Raw genomic sequence first — 21616 nt, 5'->3', positions numbered from 1 at the left:
TTTGTCTTTCTTTGTAGTTATCGTATTTTTGCCAAGAATAAATGAATTTGAATAAGAAGATGAAGCATATTTTCTCGCTAACAGCTCTTTTTTCTTTATTGCTACTGACCGCGTGCAGCGATGATACCGTTACGATCGGACCCGGTGTAATGCCTGGTGGCGATAATATTGAAACTTCGCAAGCCTCTTATGCGGTTACTTCAAAGACAATTAAGGTCGATTCAGTCTTAGCCAACACAAATACTTGCTTACTGGGTTGCATAATTGATCCAGAAACGCAGGCGAAAACTACTTCTGATTTTTTGGCTCAATATCATATCCGGGAACAATTGACGTTTCCGAAGCTGGAGCAGATCACTAAAGATGCCAGTGGTCCGAAAGCTGACTCTTGTAAGTTGGTGCTCGCCTTTGATAGCTTCTACGGCGATTCTCTTACGGTGATGAAACTGAAAGTGCAGGAGTTGAGCAAAACGAATACATTGGATGAAAGCAAAAACTACTATACCAATTTAAATCCTCAGGCTTTTCTGAGTTCATCCGAAGGATTACAGAAGACGATTACTTATACTGTTAAAGACCTATTGGTGAAACCAGGCACAAAAAAGAAGTCGCATGCGATAAACATAGGCTTGCCGCAAGATTATGGCTCTACTATTTTAAAACAGTATTATGCCCATCCGGAATACTTCAAGGATTCCTATTCTTTTATACATAATGTTTGTCCCGGATTCTATTTCCAATCGGTCGGGGGTGTAGGATCAATGATCAATGTGCGTATTTCAGCACTTGAAGTATACTTCTCATATAAAGCAAAAACGACAGCCGGAAAAGATACGATAATGTCCGGAATGCAACGTATGGCTGCTACGGAAGAAGTAATACAGAGCACGCATGTAGATAATAGTATTCCGGCAGCAATGCTGAATGCTAGCAATCCTTATTCTTATGTAAAATCGCCCGCGGGTCTCTTTACCGAGGTGACGCTACCTGTGAGTGAGGTTGTTGCCGGTGTTCATTATAAGGATATCATCAACACAGCTTCCATTTCTTTCTCTCGTTATAACAATACATCGACGCCTGGGTATAAATTAAACCCTGCACCCACATTATTGATGGTAAGGAAATCTGAGATGTTCTCTTTCTTTGAGGAAGGTAAATTGACAAATGCTGAAAACTCTTATTTGGCTGATTATAACTCATCCTACAATACGTATTCTTTTACTAACATCAGCCAATTGATTACTGCTTTGAAGCTTGAACGCGATAAAGGGGCAGGCGTTACCGAGTCGGATACAGAAGTGCAGCGACAGGCGAAATATCAAACTTGGGAGACTGCGCATCCTGATTGGAATAAGGTAATGCTTATACCGGTAGCCACAGAATTTAGTTTGACCAAAAATCAAAGTACAGGAGAAACAATTAAAACGCTATTGCGCGTTAGAAATGAATTAGGCCTGACTAGCGTAAAACTAAACGGAGGTAATAATAACTCGGTGAAGATGTCGGTCGTTTACAGTCACTTCTCCAATTAATACAAACATACACAGGAGCGCCTCAAAAAGTCGCTCCTATTTTTTAGTCCAGTCTTTCGTATGAGAGCAATGTTGTTTGCGGCCGGAAAAGGCACAAGACTTCGTCCAATCACAGATCAAATACCAAAAGCTTTGGTTCCGGTTGCCGGAAAACCTCTCTTGGCGATTATCATAGAGCGGCTAAGAAATGCAGGAGTCAGGGAAATCGTAATTAATATCCACCACTTTGGAGAGCAGATCCTGGATTACTTGTCGAATAATGACTTTGGTGTAAATATATCTGTGTCAGATGAACGTGAGAGTATATTAGATACTGGTGGTGGATTAAAGAAAGCTATCCCTTTATTCTCTTCTTCTGATGAGCCTATATTACTTCATAATGTAGATATCTTGAGTAATGCTGACATTGCTTCATTATATGAGAAATCAAGCAAACAGGCTGCGACTTTACTTGTGAGTTCGAGAAAGACAAGCCGCTATTTGCTCTTTGATGAAAACAACTGTTTACGTGCTTGGCAGAATGTGACGACCGGAGAGATGCGTTCTCCTTATGCGAATATAGATCTTGGCCGTTTGAGGCCTTATGCCTTTTCAGGTATTCATTGTTTCTCTCCTTGTTTATTCCCTTTTATGGAGAGTTTTGCTGAGCGCTTTTCCCTTATAGATTTCTATTTGCAGGTGTGCGATAAGGTAGATATAAAATGTGAAGTCAAGCCGGATTTAAGAATGCTAGATGTTGGCAAAATAGATACATTGCAAAGAGCGGAGGAGTTCTTACTCGATCTATAGTACCTTTATTTCAATCCTCTATTTTGTTCTTCCGATAATGTGGAGTCACGATAAGATTGAAAAATAACATACCTCCAATACTAAATAGACCACCTATAAAATAGACAGTTGAGAAATCAAAATGCTCAGCAATAATTCCGGCGCCTAATATGCCGAGACCTATACCGATATCCCAAGATGTTAGGTAAGTACTCGTGGCTGTTGCTCGCTGATTGTGTGTTCCTAAATTTATAAAAAGAGAGTTGTAAGCCGGAAAGATGATTCCGAAGCCTACTCCTTGTAATAGGGGAACAATCAGGAAACACAAACAAGCGATTGAAACATTCCATTGTATAAGATAAGCGCAAGATCCTAATAAGATAAAGGCGAAAATAACAAGATAAAGGCCGTAATGTATGCATTCCGTTACAAATCCTTTATCTACAAATCTTCCGGAAAATAAACGCGCAATTCCCAACCCGATAGACAATAAAACAAAGAAATAACCAGAGGAGACTGGCAAACCAATCTCTTGAACGTAAATGGCTTCAAAATTGGTAGTTGTTCCATAAGGGATTGACAATAATATTAACGCAATACTGGCCGGAATACCCTTAAGCAACACAAATCGATCTAACGAAATATGGACGTTTTTCTTGCTTGCACTCTTCTTTCGTGGAGCGCGTACACAGAGCGCAGATAAAAAACCGAGCAAACAAGAGCCTAAGGCAATGGAAAAGATCGTATCAAACGAAGCACCACCATCATAAAGAAAAAGACCAATCATTGGCCCGAGGCACATGGCAAAATTATTAGCTAGCCCATAGTAGCCTAACCCTTCTCCGCGCCTGGCTGAAGGCATAATGTCAACGACCAACGTATTTCCTCCAACCGTGACGGCACCAAAAGAAAAACCATGAAATACGCGTAGCAATATAAATATACTTAGCGTGGCACTCAGAATATAGCCGGCGAATAATGCAGTAAAGACGGCATAGGATAAAAGATAAAGGGGGCGCCGAGCAAATGTATCCAATAAATAGCCGGAAAAAGGGCGAATACAAAGTGCTGCTACAGTATAGCAACTCAGAATAATACCAATTAATCCTTTGGGCTCGTGAAAAACATCGCGCAGGTAAAAGGGAAGAATAGGTAGAATCAGCCAAAATCCAAAGTATAGTAGGAAATTGGCCGCCATAATGCAGCAATATGATTTTGTGAAGAGTCTATAATGTGTTGACATACGAAAAAAGGCCACTCGTTATGTACTTGAGTGGCCTTTATCTTTTTAGTTGGCAGCGGTGAATTCTTCTAAGAACTTGACATTGTTCTCAGAGAAAAGCCGCAAATCGCTTACGCGATAAAGCAAATTGGCGATACGCTCAAGGCCTAAGCCAAAAGCATAACCTTTATAACGTGTACTGTCTATGCCACAATTTTCTAAAACGTTAGGGTCAACCTCTCCGCAACCAAGGATTTCTACCCAACCAGTCTTTTTGCAAAGACTACAGCCATCACCTCCGCAGATAAAACAGCTGATGTCCATTTCTGCACTAGGCTCTGTAAAGGGGAAATAGGAAGGGCGAAGCCGAATTTGTGTGTCAGGTCCGAAAAGCTCACGTGCAAAGGACAGCATTACCTGCTTTAAGTCTGCAAAACTAACGTTCTCATCTATGTAAAGGCCTTCCAATTGGTGGAAGAAGCAGTGTGCACGCGAAGAAATGGCCTCATTGCGATAAACACGCCCTGGACAAATCACGCGGATTGGGGGCTTTTGTGTCTGCATAATGCGACTTTGCACCGAGCTTGTATGTGTTCGTAGCAGTATATCAGGTTGTCGCTCTATGAAAAACGTATCTTGCATATCGCGAGCCGGGTGATCGTCTGCAAAGTTCATAGAAGAAAATACGTGCCAGTCGTCTTCTACTTCAGGACCATCGGCCATTGTGAAACCCATTCTTGAGAAAATATCAACTAAACGTTGTTTGACAATGCTAATTGGATGTCTTGAGCCTAAAGCTATAGGGTAGGGCGTACGTGTTAAGTCCAAATCGTCTTGTTCGTCTTCTTGTACAGCTAAGTCTTGGCGCAGCGTGTTTAGTTTGTCTTGTAACTTACGCTTGAGATCGTTTAGCTTCATTCCGATCTCCCGCTTTTGATCGCTAGAAACGTTACGAAACTCGCTCATCAAATCATTTAAGCAACCTTTCTTACTCAAAAATTTTATGCGTAGGGCTTCAAGCTCTTCTAAATTTTTTGCGTGCAAGTCTTCAATCTGTGCAAAAAGTGCTTGTATCTTCTCTAACATATTCTTTACAGCTTATTTTGATGGTGCAAAGTTAGTTCAAATCAGACTTAAATCAAAAGGAAGAATCAATATTCCATAATGTTCTGTCTTTAGTTGTTGATAGTTTATCCGGTTGAGCGGTGTTACGTGTTGATTTGCGTGCTTATTTCACGCTATTGTCAGCTGTTTTCATAATAAAAGCTGTACCTTTGTCGCGTTAAATTTTTGTTCTTAAATTGAACAACCTTAATTACGGACAACTATGATTGTTTCTCCTTCTTTGCTTTCCGCAGACTTTGGCCATTTGGCCGATGATATCGCTATGCTCAATCGAAGCGAGGCTGATTGGTATCATTTAGACGTAATGGATGGCGTCTTTGTGCCCAACATTTCTTTTGGCTTCCCCGTGATGGAGGCGATGGCCAAGTTGGCTACGAAACCCTTAGATGTGCATTTGATGATCGTACAGCCTGAAAAGTTCGTTACGCAAGTAGCTGATCTCGGTGCTAAGATTATGAATGTACACTATGAAGCTTGCACCCACTTGCATCGTACCGTACAGCAGATAAAAGCCGCAGGTATGATGGCCGGCGTAACACTTAATCCGCATACACCCGTTTCACTTTTGGAAGACATTATCGGCGATCTCGACTTGGTGATGCTGATGAGCGTCAACCCAGGCTTTGGCGGACAGAAGTTTATTGAGCATGCCGTTGAGAAAACACGACGTTTGAAGCAACTTATTCAAGCCAATGGTGCCTCAACCTTGATTGAGATAGACGGCGGTGTGAATCGCACGACGGGCAAACTACTTGCCGATGCCGGTGCTGATGTCTTAGTTGCCGGCAGTGCCGTCTTTAAAGCACAAGATCCAGAAGAAGAAATTCGCGTCTTGAAGCATCTCTAACCAATACTTTATTGTATGCGTGAATTGCTTTCACTTTTAGATGATGCTCGCTTATTAAAGCTCGTTACCCTCTTGCGCCAAGCCAACAACGTTGTTCTCTGTGCGCATAGAAGTCCGGATGGCGACGCTACGGGTGCTTGTCTCGCTTGGGCCGACTATTTAAGAGGATTGCACAAGAAGGTTTCTATTATCCTGCCCAATCCTTTCCCTGACTTCCTTCGATGGTTACCCAACAACGAGAAGATTCTCTTTTATGACCACAAGCGTGAACAGGCTAATCAGTTGGTAAGGGAGGCTGATTTGATTTGTTGCTTAGACTTTAATGACCTTCGTCGGATTCTTGACTTAGGCCAGGCCGTAGAGAAGTCGAAAGCCGCGTTGCTGGTAATTGATCATCATCTTTTCGCAGATGACGCGGAGCAGCAAACGCTTAAAGATTTACCCGCGGAGCAACTTCTCTCTTTTCCGGAATTGTCCTCCACGTGCGAGATTGTCTTTCGTTTAGTGTGTCAGCTCGGAGGTTACGATGATATGACTAAGTCTACTGCGGCCTGCCTCTATACCGGGATGATGACAGACACGGGGGCTTTCACCTACAATTCATCGCGGCCGGAGGTCTACCAAGTTATCAGTCTTTTACTGGAGCGCGGTATCGATAAAGACAAGATTTATCGTAATGTGTACAACAATTACTCTGTAGATCGATTGCGTTTGGAGGGCTATATCTTGCATGATAAACTGCAATTCTACGCAAACAATCGCGTGTCTATCTTTACTTTGACACGCGAGGAGATGCAACGCTTCCATTTTAAGCGAGGTGATGCGGAGGGCATCGTGAATATGCCTCTACAAGTCAAAGGTATGCGCCTGAGTATCTCTTTGCGTGAAGATACGGAACGCGATGTTATTCGCGTCAGTTTGCGGTCTGTAGATGATTTTCCTTGCAATAAAATGGCGCAGACCTTTTTTAATGGCGGGGGCCATCTGAATGCAAGTGGAGGAGAATTGGCCTGCTCTTTAGCAGATGCGATAAAAAAAGCGGAAGAAGCCATAGAGGCCTTTTCAGATCTGCTTTGAACGACTAATCGTGCAAGCTGCTTGCCCGGAAAGTAAATGGGATCAATCATTTATCGCTCGTTTTTTGTTTGAAAATACCGATACTGGTATCGTTTTATCTTGGCCCGACATTGTTTGCTCGGGCCAAACTATTGTTTGCTGGCAGCAAACAAGCGAAGAGGTTGTTTTAAGCAAATAGGTTCTAGGGTAGTGTAGTAAGAAAGTGGGCTTTTCTTCTAATTGGTTGGATAGAAGTAGAAAAGGAAAGGGATAATCTAAGTTGTTCTTATTAACTTTGTCAGCAAATATCCCAATAGATGACTACAAACGAACGACTTGAGCGATTGCTTATCAACAAAGGCATACGACCGACAGCGTTAAGAATTTTAATTTTTAGGACGCTTCAAGAAAAAGAGAATGCTTTGTCGTTAGCCGACTTGGAAGCTGAGCTGAAAACTGTGGATAAGTCGACGATTTATCGTACTTTATCGGTTTTGTTACAGCATACGTTGATACATAGTATAGATGATGGTGAGGGTATAACGAAATATGGTGCTTGTCCTGATGGATGCACTTGCAATGCAGCTGAACATTCAGGCTTCTCTGACCTACATTTACATTTTACTTGCGAACATTGCCACCGGACATACTGCTTTCGAGGAATGCCCGTGCCGAAGGTGAACGTTCCGGAGGGATTTCAGATACATTCAGCCAATTATATGCTGATGGGACTCTGTCCGGAATGTGAGAAATATAAGCATTAGTATAGCAATAACCTTATAAAAAGTCCCATTGCTGAACGCTTAGGTTGAGGCGTTCAGCAATGGGATGATAGAAACATAACTTCAGAAGCTTACTTATTGCTCGTCTGAAGTAATTTTTATGATTCCACCGGTTGTTTCATCGAAGATAACGTGTGTGTTAAAGTGCTTGTTGAATAATTCATTACCCAAATTTTCTATTTTCCCGAATTGGGCAACAGGCAGTATGGTCTTCAAGTATTCTTTGTCGTCGCTCTTTAAGCGAATCAGGGCTTTTCCCGGGACACAATAGCGTACGCCGGGGATAACTTTTTGAGGCTTATCGTTGTTTTCCTTGGGCTCGGGTGCGTCTTTCTGCTCTTCGATTGAGAGATAGATGGGGGCACCCGCTAGATTGTTAGCATCTACTAAGCCTAAGAACTTAGAAAACCGACCGATGATCTTATTTTCAAAAGCGTGATCAAAAGTGATTTTTAAAACAAACGTTACGGTGTCTGTGCGATCCGTTCTTGTAAAGAGTTTCAACAAGCCTTCTTCCTGCCGATCTAGATTGGCGAGCATCAATTTTAGTTGCTCTCCATCTTTTGGCATATAATCAGCTTGTCCCTTTGAGAGTTGAGAGCGGCTTTCTCTAATGTCGAAGATTTCATTTGCCGTTAATTCTGCCATTTTTTCCTTGCTTCCGGCCGCTAAAATCTCTTGCGTTTTATATTTAGTCGGATCTTCCAAAGGGCGTTTATCGTCTACTTGCTTTGGTTGTGGTATTATCGTCGAAGTCTGCGCGTCAGCATTGATCGCTAATAGTCTGCCGTCGCGTGCCAGAGCGACCAGCGGTGCAGATGTCTTGTTCTTCAGTTTGATGGAAAAGGCTCGCTCGCGATCCGCTACTCCTGATGCAACGAGATTTACGTGGTGCATTTTCCAAAGTTCCTCCTTATGAAGTGCAACCGGATCTAACTTAAGATAGCGCGCTGCAAAGGGAGCGAGTTCTCCGGGGTGTTTTGTCGTGCGCGTAGTCGTAATGACTAAATAAAACTCTGTCTTTGGCAAGAAATACGTAATGCCTTCTTCAGTAATGCCCGGTTCGTAATCTTTTACTTCAGTTTGTGCCGTCAAAAGGCAGGGTATGAGGAGTAAGAGGAGGAAAGTGATCTTTTTCATTTGTGAAAGTACTTGAGCTGCTTGAAAGCAAGTGGGAGATATTTAATGATGTCAGAAGCAATAAGGCATTCTTCTTCTAAATCAGCCTGTGCTAAATCGCCTGCTAAGCCATGAAAATAAACGCCTAATAGACTCGCTTCGAGAGGGCTGTATTGCTGTGCGAGAAGACTCGTAATGATTCCGGAGAGAACATCGCCGCTGCCGGCTGTAGCCATACCGCTGTTGCCGGTAGGATTGAAAAAGGTTTTTCCATTAGGGGCACATATTGCTGTATAATGCCCTTTTAGGATGACGATTATGTTTAGACGTTGCGCCAATGTTTGTGCGTCAACTAAATGTGTGAATGCATCTGTACTTCCGCTTTGTATCCGTCGAAATTCTGCGGGATGAGGGGTTAAGATTGTCGCAGGTGGTAGTTCTTGTAACCAACTCTTGTGCTCACCAAGAATGTTGAGCGCATCAGCATCTACCACCAAAGGAGCTTTTTTGCTCATTTGTAGCTGTTCTAAAACAGCTAATGCCGTGTCGGGTTCTTTGCCTAATCCGGGGCCTAAACAGATGGCGTTGTAAGCTTCGCTGGATACTGCAGTTGTGAAAATGGTCTCGCTGAAGTCATGACTGAGGATGGCTTCCGGAATTGCTGTTTGTAAGATGTCGTTATTCTTAATTGGGGTATGGAGCGTTAGCTTGCCAAGTCCGGAGCGCAGACTAGCTTTTGCAGCAAGTACAGCTGCTCCGGCCATACCATAGTGGCCTGCAATCAGCAATGCGTGCCCAAAGCTTCCTTTATGGCCGAAAGCATTGCGTGATTTGATCATTGCTGCAACTTGTTCTGCTTCTACGATTTCAAAATCGGAGTATAGTTCTTTGCTTTTCTCCTCAGACAAGCCAATATCGACAACTTCGAGTTTACCAATGTATTCTTGATTGTCGACTAAAAGTTGGGATAGCTTTGGGGAATGGAATGTAATGGTGCGTGTTGCGCGGATAATATTCCGTTTATCATTATCGGAGTTGTCATTACAGAACAAGCCAGAAGGCATATCGATCGCAATAACTTCTACTGCAGCCGTGTTTATAAATTGTACCAAAGCTGCAAAACCGCCACTCAGAGGTTTGTTGAGACCAATACCAAACAAACCATCAATAATAATATCGTCGTTATTTAATTGAGGAGGCTGAAATTTTGATGTTACTTCGTTGAAGCTGATATTGGCTAATGTGTCTAAGCGTTGCTTGTTCGCCTCACAATCTGCACTTAAGTGATCGTTCGGATTAAAAAGATAAACTTCTACTTTATAGTTTTCGAGCGCTAAGAGGCGAGCCGTAGCCAATGCATCTCCACCATTGTTGCCCGGCCCTGCAAAAACGATAATTCCGCGAGAGTTGTCGTAGTGTTTTATAATAGTTGCAGCAACTTTCTTTGCAGCGCGCTCCATCAAATCTATCGCCGCAATAGGTTCGTTCTCAATTGTGTAGTTTTCTAACTCCTTTATTTGTCGCTGAGAAAAGACTTTCATGCTTCCTTTATTTAATATAATGTGTCACGTAAAGACTCTTTGTTTATTTAAAACGACTCCAAAAAGAGGGCTTTGCGGGTTTCTCTTCTTTTACTTGCTCTCTTAGATATTGCTCATAAGAAATCCGCTTAGAAATAATATCATAAATTGCCGTCCATTCGGGAAGTCCACCAATATTTCTGTCGTCAATGAAAAGATCTGCTTTAATCTTTCTACTATATTTATGATGGCCTGAAATAGAACTTGAGTATTCTTCCTCATCGTTCTCATCCCAGTAGCGATTTACTTTATAAAAATGCACGCCTTTGGCACTACACCAATCTACGGCTTCTTGCAAAAGTTCTCCTTCTCTAACTGTCCAAAGGATGAGCTTATGTCCGTCTTTGATTAAGCGTTTCAAAGTTTCTATAGCAAAAGGAATCTCTCTTCCAATCTCAGGATAGCGATGCTCAACTATAGTTCCATCAAAATCTATTGCAATTGTCATTTCCCAGAATCTTTTTGTGTGCTTTAAAACTTTATTTTATGATGATCTTTTGACCATCAACGATGTAAATGCCCTGCCGTTTTGTAGACAATTGTCTAATGCCGTCGATGGAATATAAAATTTTATCTCGACTAATGACTTGTTGTGGGCGAATCTGCGTTATTATATTGTATTTTACGTCAATCGTTTTGTAATCCTTATCTAATAGGATGTAGGCGCGGAATGGACTTAAATGGCTTCCTGATGCTGCATTTACAAAAGTATTTCCGTCGTTGCTGAGCAAATAGGCTTGGTTAATGTCTTTACTGTCGTAATTGCCTCTAAAGATTCCTTCTGCCTCTTGCGTGACAACGAGACCTTCGCGAGCCTGTAACTTAAGTTTGCCTTTTCCCCTTAAGATTACAGGCTGGTTGGCTTGGATCTTTTGGGCTTTGTCAAAACCTAAATCTAACTTAGTTCCATTTTGCGTGATTTTAACCAGTTCTTGCACATCAAAAGACTTGGACCAATCATCGACAGTGAAGGGTAAACACAAAGTCTCCCAATTGCCATCAATCATCTCGCGCTCATAAGTAATTGTTTGGCCATCTAAGTTGAAAGAATAAGGAACATAAATCGGCTCTTTATCTTGCAAATAAACATCCTTAAGTAGCAAGTTTTCTGCAATTACAAAAGGCCAAGTTTCAGGCACGACTTCTTTTTCTGTTTTGCTAATGTAAATCGGCTTGTTTGCCTTTGAAGGTAGATACTTAAAGGTCAAAGGCCGTGCTGGTAGCGTAGCATTTCTTAGGTCCAAAGCTCGCACATCCTGCCAATCTAATTCAGCTAAGCGTTGAGCACTCCAGCCACCAGATAAAGTTTTGATACCATGTTGAAAATCTTCTCTCATAGTATCCGCAACTGCAGCAAAATAAATAGGAATAAATGACGAGACTTCTGCTTCATAAGGGTCGACAACAGTCAACTGCCCCTGTTTTTTATCCCATACAAGGCAGCGTGGCGTATCTTCACTTGTCGAAATCAGCCCATTCCAATAGTACCAAAGTTGCTTTTCTCCTTGACTTAAATCGTGGCGTAGGTATGCAGACGAGAGAGATTGCAGGTAAAAGGCCTTTTGAGATGCAGTCAGATATGTCCAAGTATCAAAACCATCTGCAGCCACTCGACCATCTGATAGCAAGTACTCACTTTGTGGTAGTCGACCATCAATTAATGTGTCGGCTAAGAAGGCAATGCAATCACTATCTGCGGGCAATTGTAGTTCTCCTTTTTTTTCACTTAGCGTCAAGTCGTGCATAAAGATAAGCAAAGTGTCGCTTTGGCAAGTTTTGTAATTGCCAAAATAGCCGTTGTTCTCACCTTGTATAGGGTTAAAGCCTAGGTGGCGCGTACTATGTCCTACTGTATTTGATAACTTTATTTGTCCTTCCCCCAAGAGTGTCAGATCCCAATATACTCGCTTAGAATCTAAGTAGACGCCGGTTTGATCCTTGTTGTTGTAGTTAAGGTATTTTTCTTCCTTAATTGACGTGATACACCATTGTGCTTTTTTCTCTTTTTCTTCAATCTGCCAGCAAATTTCAGGGGTCGGAGAAAACACCGTATCGTTCTCTATATGTTCAGTTAAGGTTGCTGTGAGTTTTCCTCCTTTGCCTATCTTGTAGGCTATGGATGAAAGGAAGTAGATCTTGTTGTCCTCATTTTTTACACCGATCAAATATCGAGCACCAGTTGGAAGCTTCCCGAAGTCACTCACTCTGACGTATTTCTCTCGATGAGGCAATTGCTGCTTACCTTGGGCCTTCATTTGACCCAAGATAAGCAGGCTGCTTATAGAAAGTATGATCAGTCTGAACCTTAGATTCATTTTTTCGATTCGTCAATTAGTTTTAATAGGTACTGACCATATTGATTTTTACGCATAGGTTCAGCTATTGCTGCCAGGCGGTCAGTTGTGATCCAATTTTGTTCAAAAGCGATACCTTCCAAGCAGGCAATTTTTAACCCCGTTCTTTTCTCCATTACTTCAATGAAGGTGGATGCTTCACTTAAGCTTTCGTGAGTTCCTGTATCAAGCCAAGCAAAGCCTCTCCCAAGCGTCATTACGTTGAGTTCATTGTCTTTCAAGAAGCATTCGTTCACTGTTGTGATTTCCAATTCCCCTCTTGCTGAAGGCTTAATTCTCTTGGCAACGTCGACAACTTTGTTGGGGTAGAAATAAAGCCCCACAACGGCATAGTTGGATTTCGGTTGTGCTGGTTTTTCTTCAATACTGATGCAGCGTCCCTGCGGGTCAAATTCTACTACGCCGTATCTTTCGGGGTCGTTTACGCGATAACCGAAGACCGTAGCGCGCTTTTCCTCTTCCGCAATTTTGACGCTTTGTCGAAGCATCTCGCTAAAGCCGTTGCCTTGGAAGATATTATCGCCAAGAATAAGGCAGACGCTATCATCGCCAATAAACTCCTCGCCGATAATAAAGGCCTGTGCCAATCCGTCGGGCGAGGGTTGTTCGGCGTACTCAAAGTTTACGCCATAGTCGGATCCATCTCCCAATAACCTCTTAAAGCCTGGGAGGTCTTGAGGGGTTGAAATAATTAGAATATCTCTGATTCCGGCTAACATAAGAACCGAGATGGGGTAGTAAACCATAGGTTTGTCGTAGATAGGAAGCATTTGTTTGCTTGTTCCCTTTGTAATTGGGTAGAGACGCGTCCCGCTTCCACCGGCTAGTACGATACCTTTCATAGTCTTAGTGCTTAAATTTATTTCTTTTGCGAAGTTAACGATTAAAGTTGGGATAAGAAACGAACAACGATCTGTTTTTATCCGAATGGTAGGTTTTACTAACTATTGGGTATGTTTGAAGTAAAGAGAGTATAGCTGTTACTATTTATAATGAAGAGGCTGGATGTTTTGCTCATATCGCATAGTGAACTCTTTTTCTCTTATTTTTTTGAAGGATAAACGATACCAACGTATCCTTTATCTATAGGTGAGTTTCGTTTGGCCCCACCAAACAATGGTTTGCTGGGATCAAACTATCGTTTGCCGCCGCCAAACGATAGTTTGGTGGCAGCAAACGAAATGTCATAAAGTTAGACGTTGATCATCTGTCAAACGATTGTTGTGAGAAAAAGAAGGTTGATCAGAAGTTTTTTTGTTCAAATCGTGAAATAATAATTGTCGAAATATTTTTATTAAGTAATTGTTCTATAAGAATTTATTTGTATTTACTCTTGTGAGATATATGGATAAAAAATAGAAGATGAGATGGCCCTAATTCTTGATCAAACAACTTGATTCTTATAGATAGGGGAGATTATTATATACAATACTGCTCGAAAAACGCAAGTTTGTCGTTTCTCGAGCAGTAATTATTTTTATATAGATCTACGAAAGGCTTTGAAAGAATAGTTATCGTAGACACCATTTGTCGTGTACGTAGACCATTTGCCAAATAATTTCTTCCGTCGTATTGTCCTTATAAGTGATATTTAAGAATATGTTCGCCATATTCCCATTATCGTGAAGCGTTATACGACTCAATGTCGCTTGGGTTATGCCGCCAGTTTCCTTTTTCTTGTTGTCTGCGTGCTGCTTTAGCATCCACTCCATCTCTTTACGGTAAGTGGCTGGTTTTCCTTCGCAAGAAGCCATAGCTTCTACGCAAGCTTGATAATTGCCTTGGCGATATAGGTCGTAAAGAGCCATCACCTCTTCCGTTGTTGGCGGAGGAGGAGTCGGACGGTTTTCGGGAGAAGCTTTTTTGCTGCAAGCAACACTGATAAGTAAAACAGATGTAGCCAGTAGCAATCCGAGCCTTCGTCTTATTTTTGACGAATGAAAATGTTGATTGGCGTACCGGAAAAGTTCCATTTCTCTCTGATCTTATTTTCAAGAAAACGCTTGTACGGGTCTTTTACGTATTGCGGCAAATTAGCATAGAAAACAAAAGACGGAATTTGCGTATCCGGAAGTTGGCTGCAGTATTTTATTTTGATGAATTTTCCCTTGATAGAGGGTGGAGGATAGGCTTCGATCAGTGGGAGTAGTTCCTCATTGAGCTTAGATGTGTTGATATGCATCTTTCGCTGAACGTAAACTTCTTTAGCCGTTTCCAATACTTTATAGATGCGCTGTTTTGTCAATGCAGAACAGAACACAATAGGGAAATCATCGAATGGAGCCATACGGCTTTTGATCACTTCTATAAAATGTTTGATAGCTTCTTGAGATTTATTCTCTGCTATATCCCATTTATTGATGGCTACGACAAGACTTTTGTTGTTCTTCTGAATGACTTTGAAGATATTCATATCCTGACTTTCAATGCCTCGTGTAGCATCGATGAGTAGGATGCAAACATCGGAGTGTTCAATGGCGCGAATAGAGCGCATTACAGAATAAAATTCCAAATCTTCATTGACTTTTCCTTTCTTGCGAATGCCGGCTGTGTCGACTAAATAAAAGTCAAAGCCAAATTTGTCATAACGTGTAAGGATCGAATCGCGCGTTGTGCCTGCTATGTCGGTCACAATATTGCGTTCTTCGCCGATAAAGGCGTTAATTAAGCTGCTCTTTCCTGCATTGGGGCGTCCTACGATAGCAAAGTGGGGAATGTTATTCTCTTCTTCTTCCGTTTGATCCGCCCCAAGGCGTTCTATAATTGTGTCGAGTAAGTCTCCGGTTCCGCTTCCAGTGATTGCTGAAAGGCAGTTTGGCTCTCCTAAACCCAATTTATAGAATTCAGACGCATTATATCGATCAATGTTATTCTCGATTTTGTTTGCGCACAAAATAACCGGGATGTTGGCTTGACGGAGAATCATAGCAACGTCTTCATCCAAGTCCGTAATGCCTGTTTGATTATCTACGAGAAAAAGAATCAGGTCGGCCTCTTCTGTAGCAACCAATACTTGTTTTCGTATTTCGCCTTCAAAAATATCGTCGGAGTTGACCACCCATCCACCAGTATCTACAATAGAGAAGATTTGTCCGCCCCATTCGCATTTGCCGTATTGTCTATCTCTGGTTGTGCCGGCCTCTTCGCTGACAATAGCTTGCCGCGTGCCGGTCAAGCGATTAAAAAGCGTCGACTTTCCGACATTCGGACGGCCTACTATTGCTACAAGTTTGTTCATTTCTGTTCTTTTAAGAGTGTGGATGTTTAGTCCTTCAGTTTATATCCAAATCCTTCCAACGCGCGTTCGTTGTTGCGCCAGTCTTTGTTGACTTTTACAAAGACTTCCAAATAAATGCTCTTGTTGAAGAAGCGCTCTAAGGCCTTTCGAGCTTCCGTTGACACTTTCTTCAAAGCTATACCTTTGTGCCCGATGATGATGCCCTTTTGGCTCTCACGCTCTACATAGATCACAGCATTGATATGAATCTTTTTTGCGTCTTCTTTAAAGAGTTCGACGACAACTTCAACGGAATAAGGGATCTCTTTAGCGTAATAAAGCAGAATCTTTTCGCGAATAATTTCTGTAACGAAGAAGCGTGCAGACTTATCTGTCCACTGGTCTTTTTCAAAATAAGCCGGCCCTTCTGGCAAGAGTGCTTCAATGCGTTGCAAGACCGTATCTGTATTAAACTTTGCCTTGGCTGAAAGTGGAATAATTTCTGCCTTCGGTAAGCGTTCTTGCCATTGCTTTATCAGCTGTTCTACTTCTTTTTGGGATGAAAGGTCAATTTTGTTAATCAAAACCAAGACCGGGACGTTTGCTACTGCGACCTTCTCAAGAAATTCTTTATTCTTTTCTTGATCTTCAATAACGTCTGTTACATATAATAAGATGTCGGCATCAGTCAATGCAGATTCAGAGAATGTAAGCATTGCCTTTTGCATCTTATAATTGGGCTTTAAAACGCCTGGCGTATCAGAAAATATGATTTGCGCATCGGGTTTATTGACGATACCTAAGATCCGGTGGCGCGTTGTTTGCGCCTTAAAGGTCGCAATAGAAATGCGTTCACCCACAAATAAGTTCATCAGTGTAGACTTCCCGACGTTCGGATTACCTACAATATTTACAAAACCTGATTTCACAATAGTTGCTATTTTCTATAAAGTTGTATAACAGAGAGCAAAAGATCGAAGCTGCTGCATTATGCCGGATCGTACGCCCATTTTAGATAGGCTGATCCGTATGTGAATCCTGCTCCGAAAGCCGTTAGAAGTAATTTGTCGCCCTTGCGTAGTTGCTTTTCAAAATCCCATAATACCAAGGGGATTGTTGCGCTTGAAGTGTTGCCATAACGCTGGATGTTTATCAAAACTTTTTCCATCGGCACTTCTAAGCGATTTGCTACAGCCTCAATAATGCGGATATTTGCTTGGTGAGGTATGACATAATCAAGATTTTCATTAGTCAGATTATTACGCTCTGCTAATTTTGCACTAACCTCACTCATATCAGTTACAGCATATTTGAACACGGTTCGTCCTTCTTGATGCAAATAATGCATACGATGCTCCAAAGAGTGGTAAGAAGGAGGACATACTGATCCACCACCTTTCAGACAGAGGAAAGGAAGACCTTTTCCGTCAGTTCTTAATAGAGAATCTTTCCACCCTAAGTCTTCTTCAGTTGGCTCAACCAACACTGCAGCAGCACCATCGCCGAAGAGTGCACACGTAGCGCGATCCGTATAATCAACAATGCCGGATAGCTTTTCAGCAGCACAAACAATTATCTTCTTATAGCGTCCGCTTTGTATCATACAGGCAGCTTGATCCATCGTAAAGAGGAATCCGCAGCAAGCCGCTTGCGTGTCGATCGCGTGTGCATTGGTCATTCCCAATTTTCCCACCAAAATAGAAGATGTTGAGGGGAAATGGAAGTCTGGCGTAATAGATGCTACAAGCAGCGCGTCAACTTCTTTAGGATCTGTACCCGTCTTTTCGAGAAGTTGCTTCACAGCCTTGCGAGCCATATAGCTCGTTCCAAGTCCTTCTTCATTTAAGATACGTCTTTCTTTGATTCCGACACGCGCCATAATCCATTCGTCGCTTGTGTCTACCAGCTTAGAAAGTTCGTCATTATTTAATATGTATTCGGGTACATACCCTCCTACGCCTGTTATTGCTGCATTAATCATAAAAAGGAGTTTAATGAATAACAAAAGCGAGATACAATTTACAAGCTACGAGTCATATTTGAATCGCATCTTGTAAATTGCACCTCGCGGGATAAGAGAGATTATTCCGTTACGGTCTCCTTTTCGATGGCAAGCTTGCCACGATAATGGCCACAAGTAGGGCATACCGTGTGATAAATGTGCCAACCTCCGCAGTTCGGGCAGATCGCCATTGTCGGGGCAACTGCCTTGTCGTGTGTTCTGCGCTTCAGAGTTCTCGTCTTGGATTGTCTTCTTTTAGGATGTGCCATTGTTAATTGTATTTTAGTTGTTATTCTTCATTTTCTATTTGGAATCTACTAAGCATATCTTCATTACACAGCCCTTGTGGATGTTTACGTTCGATGGGGAGTGAAGTTTCGATCAGCTCATAAATGTCCCAAGACAAGTCATAAATCCTTTCTGATGGTGAGATACATTTTATGTCAAGGTTTTCATTTTCCTCTCCGTAGCTTACAAAGCAATGATCTCTGATCGCCACTGGGAGACGCACAGCATCTAAACAGCGATCACAAAGCACTTCGACTTCTCCTGCTATGTCGAAATTTAATTGGAAAGTATCTTCAGTAAATTGCTTTATAGAACACTTTACGCGAATCGAGCCTCCTGATATTTCTTCTTGTTCAAGTTGTTGAAAAAAATGATCGTCTAAGCTTAAATCAAAAGACTCGTTGGCTGTTGTTGCTCTTTTTAAGTCAATCTGGAGATTTTCTAAATTAGCCATAGCGGGTGCAAATTTAGTGCAATTCATATGAAAGGCAAAAGAAAGCATCGTATATTTATACAAAATAGGATTTCTCCCGCGCATATTTAATTGAAAAAAAGAGACTCTTTGCTTGAAGTGAGTGCATAAGGGCGTATTTGTTTAGATTTGCGATGGCGTAAAGAGACTGGTAAATCTTAGATTCATCCTCTCAAAGTTGTTTGGTTTCTATAGTCTTTCCGCTTATTCCTGAAAAATAGCTGTTAAATCGTGAAGAACTATTGAGAAAGGTCGAAAAATACACTGGAATTTGTTGGCTTATCACTCGCCAAGTATTACTTTTGCAGTATTATTCTTAACCTCTGATTATGCTAGAAATTTCACATCGTGCGGAAGAGATGCCGCAATCGCCGATTCGCAAATTGGCTCCTTTGGCTGATGCAGCCAAGGCTAAAGGCGTACACGTCTTTCATCTTAACATCGGACAACCCGATTTACCTACACCTGAAGTAGGCCTTGAAGCTTTAAAGCACGTAACTCGTCAAACGCTCGAATACAGTCCAAGTCAAGGCTTTTTGAGCTATCGTAAGCGTCTAGTAGACTATTACAAGACTTACAACATCAACCTGACGACTGACGACATTATCATTACTACGGGTGGATCAGAAGCTGTGCAGCTCGCATTTATGGTTTGTCTCAATCCGGGTGACGAAGTCATTACGACAGAGCCAACTTACGCCAACTATAAATCGTTTGCTATTGCAGCTGGCGCAAAGGTACGTACGGTTAGCACTTCTATTGATGATGGATTCGCCTTGCCGAAAGTTGAGGAGTTTGAAAAGCTGATCAATGAGCACACAAAAGCTATTTTGATCTGCAATCCTAACAATCCGACGGGTGGACTTTATACGCCTGAAGAAATGAATCAGATTCGTGAGATGGTCAAGAAGCACAATCTTTATTTGATCTCCGACGAAGTATATCGTGAATTCATTTATGCAGGTTCTCCCTATATTTCCGCTTGTCATTTAGAGGGACTTGAGCAAAACGTAATTCTGATCGACTCTGTTTCAAAGCGCTACAGCGAGTGCGGTATCCGTATCGGTGCATTTGTGACGCGTAATGAAGCTGTCCGCAAGGCAGCGATGAAGTTCTGTCAAGCACGTTTGTCTCCTCCTCTTTTGGGGCAGATTGTAGCAGAAGCATCTATCGAAGCCGGGCAAGAGTACATCACATCTTGCTATGATGAGTACTTGAAGCGCCGCGATTGTTTGATTGAGGGCTTAAATGCAATTCCCGGTGTTTATTCACCAATGCCTATGGGCGCATTTTATACCATCGCACGCCTGCCGGTTGAAGACGCATCAGACTTCTGCGCATGGTGTCTCACGGATTTCAGCTATGAAGGCCAGACTGTGATGATGGCGCCTGCAGAAGGCTTCTACATTACGCCGGGCTTAGGCCGCGATGAGGTGCGCATCGCTTACGTTCTCAAGATCGAAGATATGCAGCGCGCATTGCTCGTATTGCGCAAGGCGCTCGAGGCATATCCCGGTAAGAAGAAGTAAGAACGACTTGCAGAAAACTTCCAAATGAACCTATCATTATTTCTGGCTAAACGCTTTTTCTCCGCCGGAGATCGGCAGCAGAAAAATCGTGCATCCACGCCGGCCATTATCGTGGCAACTTCCGGCATCGCAGTGGGGCTGGCTGTAATGATTGTCTCCGTTTGCGTTGTGCTTGGTTTCAAGTCTGAAATCAGCTATAGGCTTACCGGATTTGGGTCTCATTTGGAAGTTTTCGATACTAACGCTTTAGCGTCTCCCGAAAGTTATCCGGTTGTCACAGAAGGTGAAATTGTTCAGAAACTGCAACAATTGCCTGAGATTGCTCATTTGCAACGCTTTTCTGAAAAGCAAGGCATCTTGAAGACAACCAACGACTTTCAGGCTGTCGTGTTGAAAGGTTTGGGTGAAGACTATGACGTTTCGTTTCTAAAGCGCTGCTTAGTAGCCGGTCATCTCCCAAAATTCAGTGCGACAAAGTCTACAAACGAAATTGCCATCTCTCGAACGCAGTCCGATTTGTTGAATCTGCACGTTGGAGATCTGGTTTATGCCTATTTTTTTGAGAACACCATTAAAATGAGGCGCTTTAAGATTGTAGGCATATACAACACCAATATGAAGCAGTTCGACCGCTCATTTGCACTGACAGGAAAAGCTGTTGTCAATCGTTTAAATGATTGGCAGCCGGATCAGAGTAGCGGTTTAGAGTTGCGGGTAAAAGATTTTTCCGCTTTAGATCAAGCCACTCGGCGCGTAGGGCGTTTGGTTAATGGTCGCAAAGATAAAAATGGCGCATCCTATGCCGTGATGTCCATAAAAGAAAATCCGCGGACCGCTTCTGTTTTTAATTGGCTGACGCTTTTAGACGTAAACATTTGGGTCATATTAGTGCTCGTTACGCTCGTAGCCGGCTTCTCGATGGTCAGTGGTTTGCTCATCTTAATTTTGGAGCGTACCTCTACAATTGGCCTTTTGAAGGCATTAGGATCTTCCAATACGCGAATGCGCAATACATTTTTGTATTACGCCGCCTTTATTATTCTTCGCGGATTAGTAATTGGCAATGTTATCGGTTTGGCTTTAGTTTTGCTTCAGCAACATTTTGGGTGGGTACAACTCAATCCTGAGACCTATTACGTCAGTACGGTGCCTATAAGTCTGAATTGGTGGTACATACTCTTGCTGAATATATCCACTTTCATCATAACTTTGGCAGCCTTAGTCGTACCAAGTTTTATTATTTCTCGCATTCAGCCTGCAAAAGCTATCAAGTTTGATTGATGTTTAAAAATAAAATATTATCTTTGCAGCCGAAACGAACAAACGGGGTGTAGCGCAGTCCGGTTAGCGCACCTGCTTTGGGAGCAGGGGGTCGAAGGTTCGAATCCTTTCACCCCGACGTTTGGAAATAGAAGCTCGTAAGTTTGAAGATGTAGTCTTGAAATTTGCAAGCTTTTTCTTTTACCTTAATTTTTAGATTGTGCCATGGGCGTTTTGCTCATCATATTGGATGTGCTACGGTCGAGTTTTTGTATCACATCACCTTTCTTTTTATCACCTTTTCTGTTATTCTGACGCTTTCGTCTTGACCTTTCGAGTCTCACTTTTTTAATATTACGCGCCCAACTCTGTCTTCTTCTTTGTCCTTTCACGATGGTACGAGCTTTTTATCGTGAGTGTACACCTATACCATCGTGAGCGTACAAATGTCCTTTCACGATGA

General features: G+C 42.2%; 20 protein-coding genes and 1 tRNA gene. 8 read left to right on the top strand and 13 right to left on the bottom strand.

Going from position 1 to position 21616, the window contains the following annotated elements; all coding sequences use genetic code 11:
* The first annotated feature begins 59 nt into the window (after positions 1-59).
* Both GCWU000325_RS04640 and GCWU000325_RS04635 read left to right on the top strand, forming a co-directional pair.
* Positions 60-1532, top strand: coding sequence for a DUF4270 domain-containing protein (locus GCWU000325_RS04640; RefSeq protein ID WP_154646575.1), 1473 nt, complete (start codon positions 60-62; stop codon positions 1530-1532).
* A 60-nt stretch (positions 1533-1592) separates the two neighbouring features.
* Entirely contained in the window at positions 1593-2321 is a 729-nt protein-coding gene (locus GCWU000325_RS04635) for a nucleotidyltransferase family protein (RefSeq protein WP_006255015.1), read from the top strand.
* A gap of 10 nt (positions 2322-2331) precedes the next feature.
* Here GCWU000325_RS04635 and GCWU000325_RS04630 read toward each other — a convergent pair whose 3' ends face one another.
* Positions 2332-3498, bottom strand: a complete 1167-nt coding sequence (locus tag GCWU000325_RS04630; RefSeq protein WP_006255014.1) for an MFS transporter — start codon at positions 3496-3498, stop codon at positions 2332-2334.
* A 90-nt stretch (positions 3499-3588) separates the two neighbouring features.
* Entirely contained in the window at positions 3589-4608 is a 1020-nt protein-coding gene (pheS, locus tag GCWU000325_RS04625; RefSeq protein ID WP_006255013.1) for a phenylalanine--tRNA ligase subunit alpha, read from the bottom strand.
* A 241-nt stretch (positions 4609-4849) separates the two neighbouring features.
* Between pheS and rpe the strand changes: the two genes are divergently transcribed.
* The 3 genes from rpe to GCWU000325_RS04610 all read left to right on the top strand — a co-directional run bounded on the left by rpe (position 4850) and on the right by GCWU000325_RS04610 (position 7314).
* Positions 4850-5494, top strand: coding sequence for a ribulose-phosphate 3-epimerase (gene rpe / locus GCWU000325_RS04620; protein ID WP_006255012.1), 645 nt, complete (start codon positions 4850-4852; stop codon positions 5492-5494).
* A gap of 15 nt (positions 5495-5509) precedes the next feature.
* On the top strand, positions 5510-6571 hold the full coding sequence (locus GCWU000325_RS04615; protein WP_006255011.1) for a DHH family phosphoesterase: 1062 nt from the start codon (positions 5510-5512) through the stop codon (positions 6569-6571).
* Between the two features lie 296 nt (positions 6572-6867).
* Positions 6868-7314: a Fur family transcriptional regulator gene (locus GCWU000325_RS04610; RefSeq protein WP_006255009.1), complete on the top strand. Its 447-nt coding sequence runs from the start codon at positions 6868-6870 to the stop codon at positions 7312-7314.
* A gap of 93 nt (positions 7315-7407) precedes the next feature.
* On the opposite strand, the gene GCWU000325_RS04605 is transcribed toward GCWU000325_RS04610, so the two are convergent.
* The 11 genes from GCWU000325_RS04605 to GCWU000325_RS04560 all read right to left on the bottom strand — a co-directional run bounded on the left by GCWU000325_RS04605 (position 7408) and on the right by GCWU000325_RS04560 (position 18346).
* Positions 7408-8472 carry a DUF4831 family protein gene (locus GCWU000325_RS04605; RefSeq protein WP_006255008.1) on the bottom strand — a complete coding sequence of 355 codons (1065 nt, stop codon included), beginning with the start codon at positions 8470-8472 and terminating at the stop codon, positions 7408-7410.
* Positions 8469-9992, bottom strand: coding sequence for an NAD(P)H-hydrate dehydratase (locus GCWU000325_RS04600; protein WP_006255007.1), 1524 nt, complete (start codon positions 9990-9992; stop codon positions 8469-8471). Before GCWU000325_RS04600 ends, GCWU000325_RS04605 begins: the two co-directional genes overlap by 4 nt.
* A gap of 43 nt (positions 9993-10035) precedes the next feature.
* On the bottom strand, positions 10036-10479 hold the full coding sequence (locus GCWU000325_RS04595; RefSeq protein ID WP_006255006.1) for a BT0820 family HAD-type phosphatase: 444 nt from the start codon (positions 10477-10479) through the stop codon (positions 10036-10038).
* Positions 10480-10510: 31 nt separating this feature from the next.
* Entirely contained in the window at positions 10511-12346 is a 1836-nt protein-coding gene (locus tag GCWU000325_RS04590) for a hypothetical protein (RefSeq protein WP_006255005.1), read from the bottom strand.
* The gene (gene rfbA, locus GCWU000325_RS04585; RefSeq protein WP_006255004.1) at positions 12343-13227 is read right to left on the bottom strand and encodes a glucose-1-phosphate thymidylyltransferase RfbA; all 885 of its coding nucleotides are present in this window, start codon (positions 13225-13227) and stop codon (positions 12343-12345) included. The genes GCWU000325_RS04590 and rfbA overlap by 4 nt, the downstream gene beginning before the upstream one ends.
* A gap of 669 nt (positions 13228-13896) precedes the next feature.
* Entirely contained in the window at positions 13897-14295 is a 399-nt protein-coding gene (locus tag GCWU000325_RS04580) for a hypothetical protein (protein ID WP_040598917.1), read from the bottom strand.
* 14 nt (positions 14296-14309) lie between these two features.
* A complete protein-coding gene (der, locus tag GCWU000325_RS04575) occupies positions 14310-15623 on the bottom strand; it encodes a ribosome biogenesis GTPase Der (RefSeq protein WP_006255002.1) in 1314 nt (437 codons plus the stop codon).
* Positions 15624-15649: 26 nt separating this feature from the next.
* A complete protein-coding gene (era, locus tag GCWU000325_RS04570) occupies positions 15650-16534 on the bottom strand; it encodes a GTPase Era (protein WP_040598916.1) in 885 nt (294 codons plus the stop codon).
* A 56-nt stretch (positions 16535-16590) separates the two neighbouring features.
* Positions 16591-17583, bottom strand: a complete 993-nt coding sequence (locus GCWU000325_RS04565; RefSeq protein ID WP_006255000.1) for a beta-ketoacyl-ACP synthase III — start codon at positions 17581-17583, stop codon at positions 16591-16593.
* Between the two features lie 101 nt (positions 17584-17684).
* Positions 17685-17873 carry a 50S ribosomal protein L32 gene (gene rpmF / locus GCWU000325_RS11380; protein ID WP_083787971.1) on the bottom strand — a complete coding sequence of 63 codons (189 nt, stop codon included), beginning with the start codon at positions 17871-17873 and terminating at the stop codon, positions 17685-17687.
* Positions 17874-17893: 20 nt separating this feature from the next.
* Positions 17894-18346: a YceD family protein gene (locus GCWU000325_RS04560; protein WP_169303819.1), complete on the bottom strand. Its 453-nt coding sequence runs from the start codon at positions 18344-18346 to the stop codon at positions 17894-17896.
* A gap of 347 nt (positions 18347-18693) precedes the next feature.
* Between GCWU000325_RS04560 and GCWU000325_RS04555 the strand changes: the two genes are divergently transcribed.
* The 3 genes from GCWU000325_RS04555 to GCWU000325_RS04545 all read left to right on the top strand — a co-directional run bounded on the left by GCWU000325_RS04555 (position 18694) and on the right by GCWU000325_RS04545 (position 21292).
* The gene (locus GCWU000325_RS04555) at positions 18694-19893 is read left to right on the top strand and encodes a pyridoxal phosphate-dependent aminotransferase (protein WP_006254998.1); all 1200 of its coding nucleotides are present in this window, start codon (positions 18694-18696) and stop codon (positions 19891-19893) included.
* 24 nt (positions 19894-19917) lie between these two features.
* Complete coding sequence (locus tag GCWU000325_RS04550; RefSeq protein WP_006254997.1) at positions 19918-21174, top strand: ABC transporter permease; 1257 nt, start codon at positions 19918-19920, stop codon at positions 21172-21174.
* 43 nt (positions 21175-21217) lie between these two features.
* Positions 21218-21292: transfer RNA gene (locus GCWU000325_RS04545), tRNA-Pro, on the top strand.
* Positions 21293-21616: the final 324 nt, after the last annotated feature.

Source organism: Alloprevotella tannerae ATCC 51259, assembly GCF_000159995.1.
Classification (GTDB): domain Bacteria; phylum Bacteroidota; class Bacteroidia; order Bacteroidales; family Bacteroidaceae; genus Alloprevotella; species Alloprevotella tannerae.
Note: the sequence above shows the minus strand (reverse complement) of the source record. Positions and strands in the feature narration are given on the sequence as shown.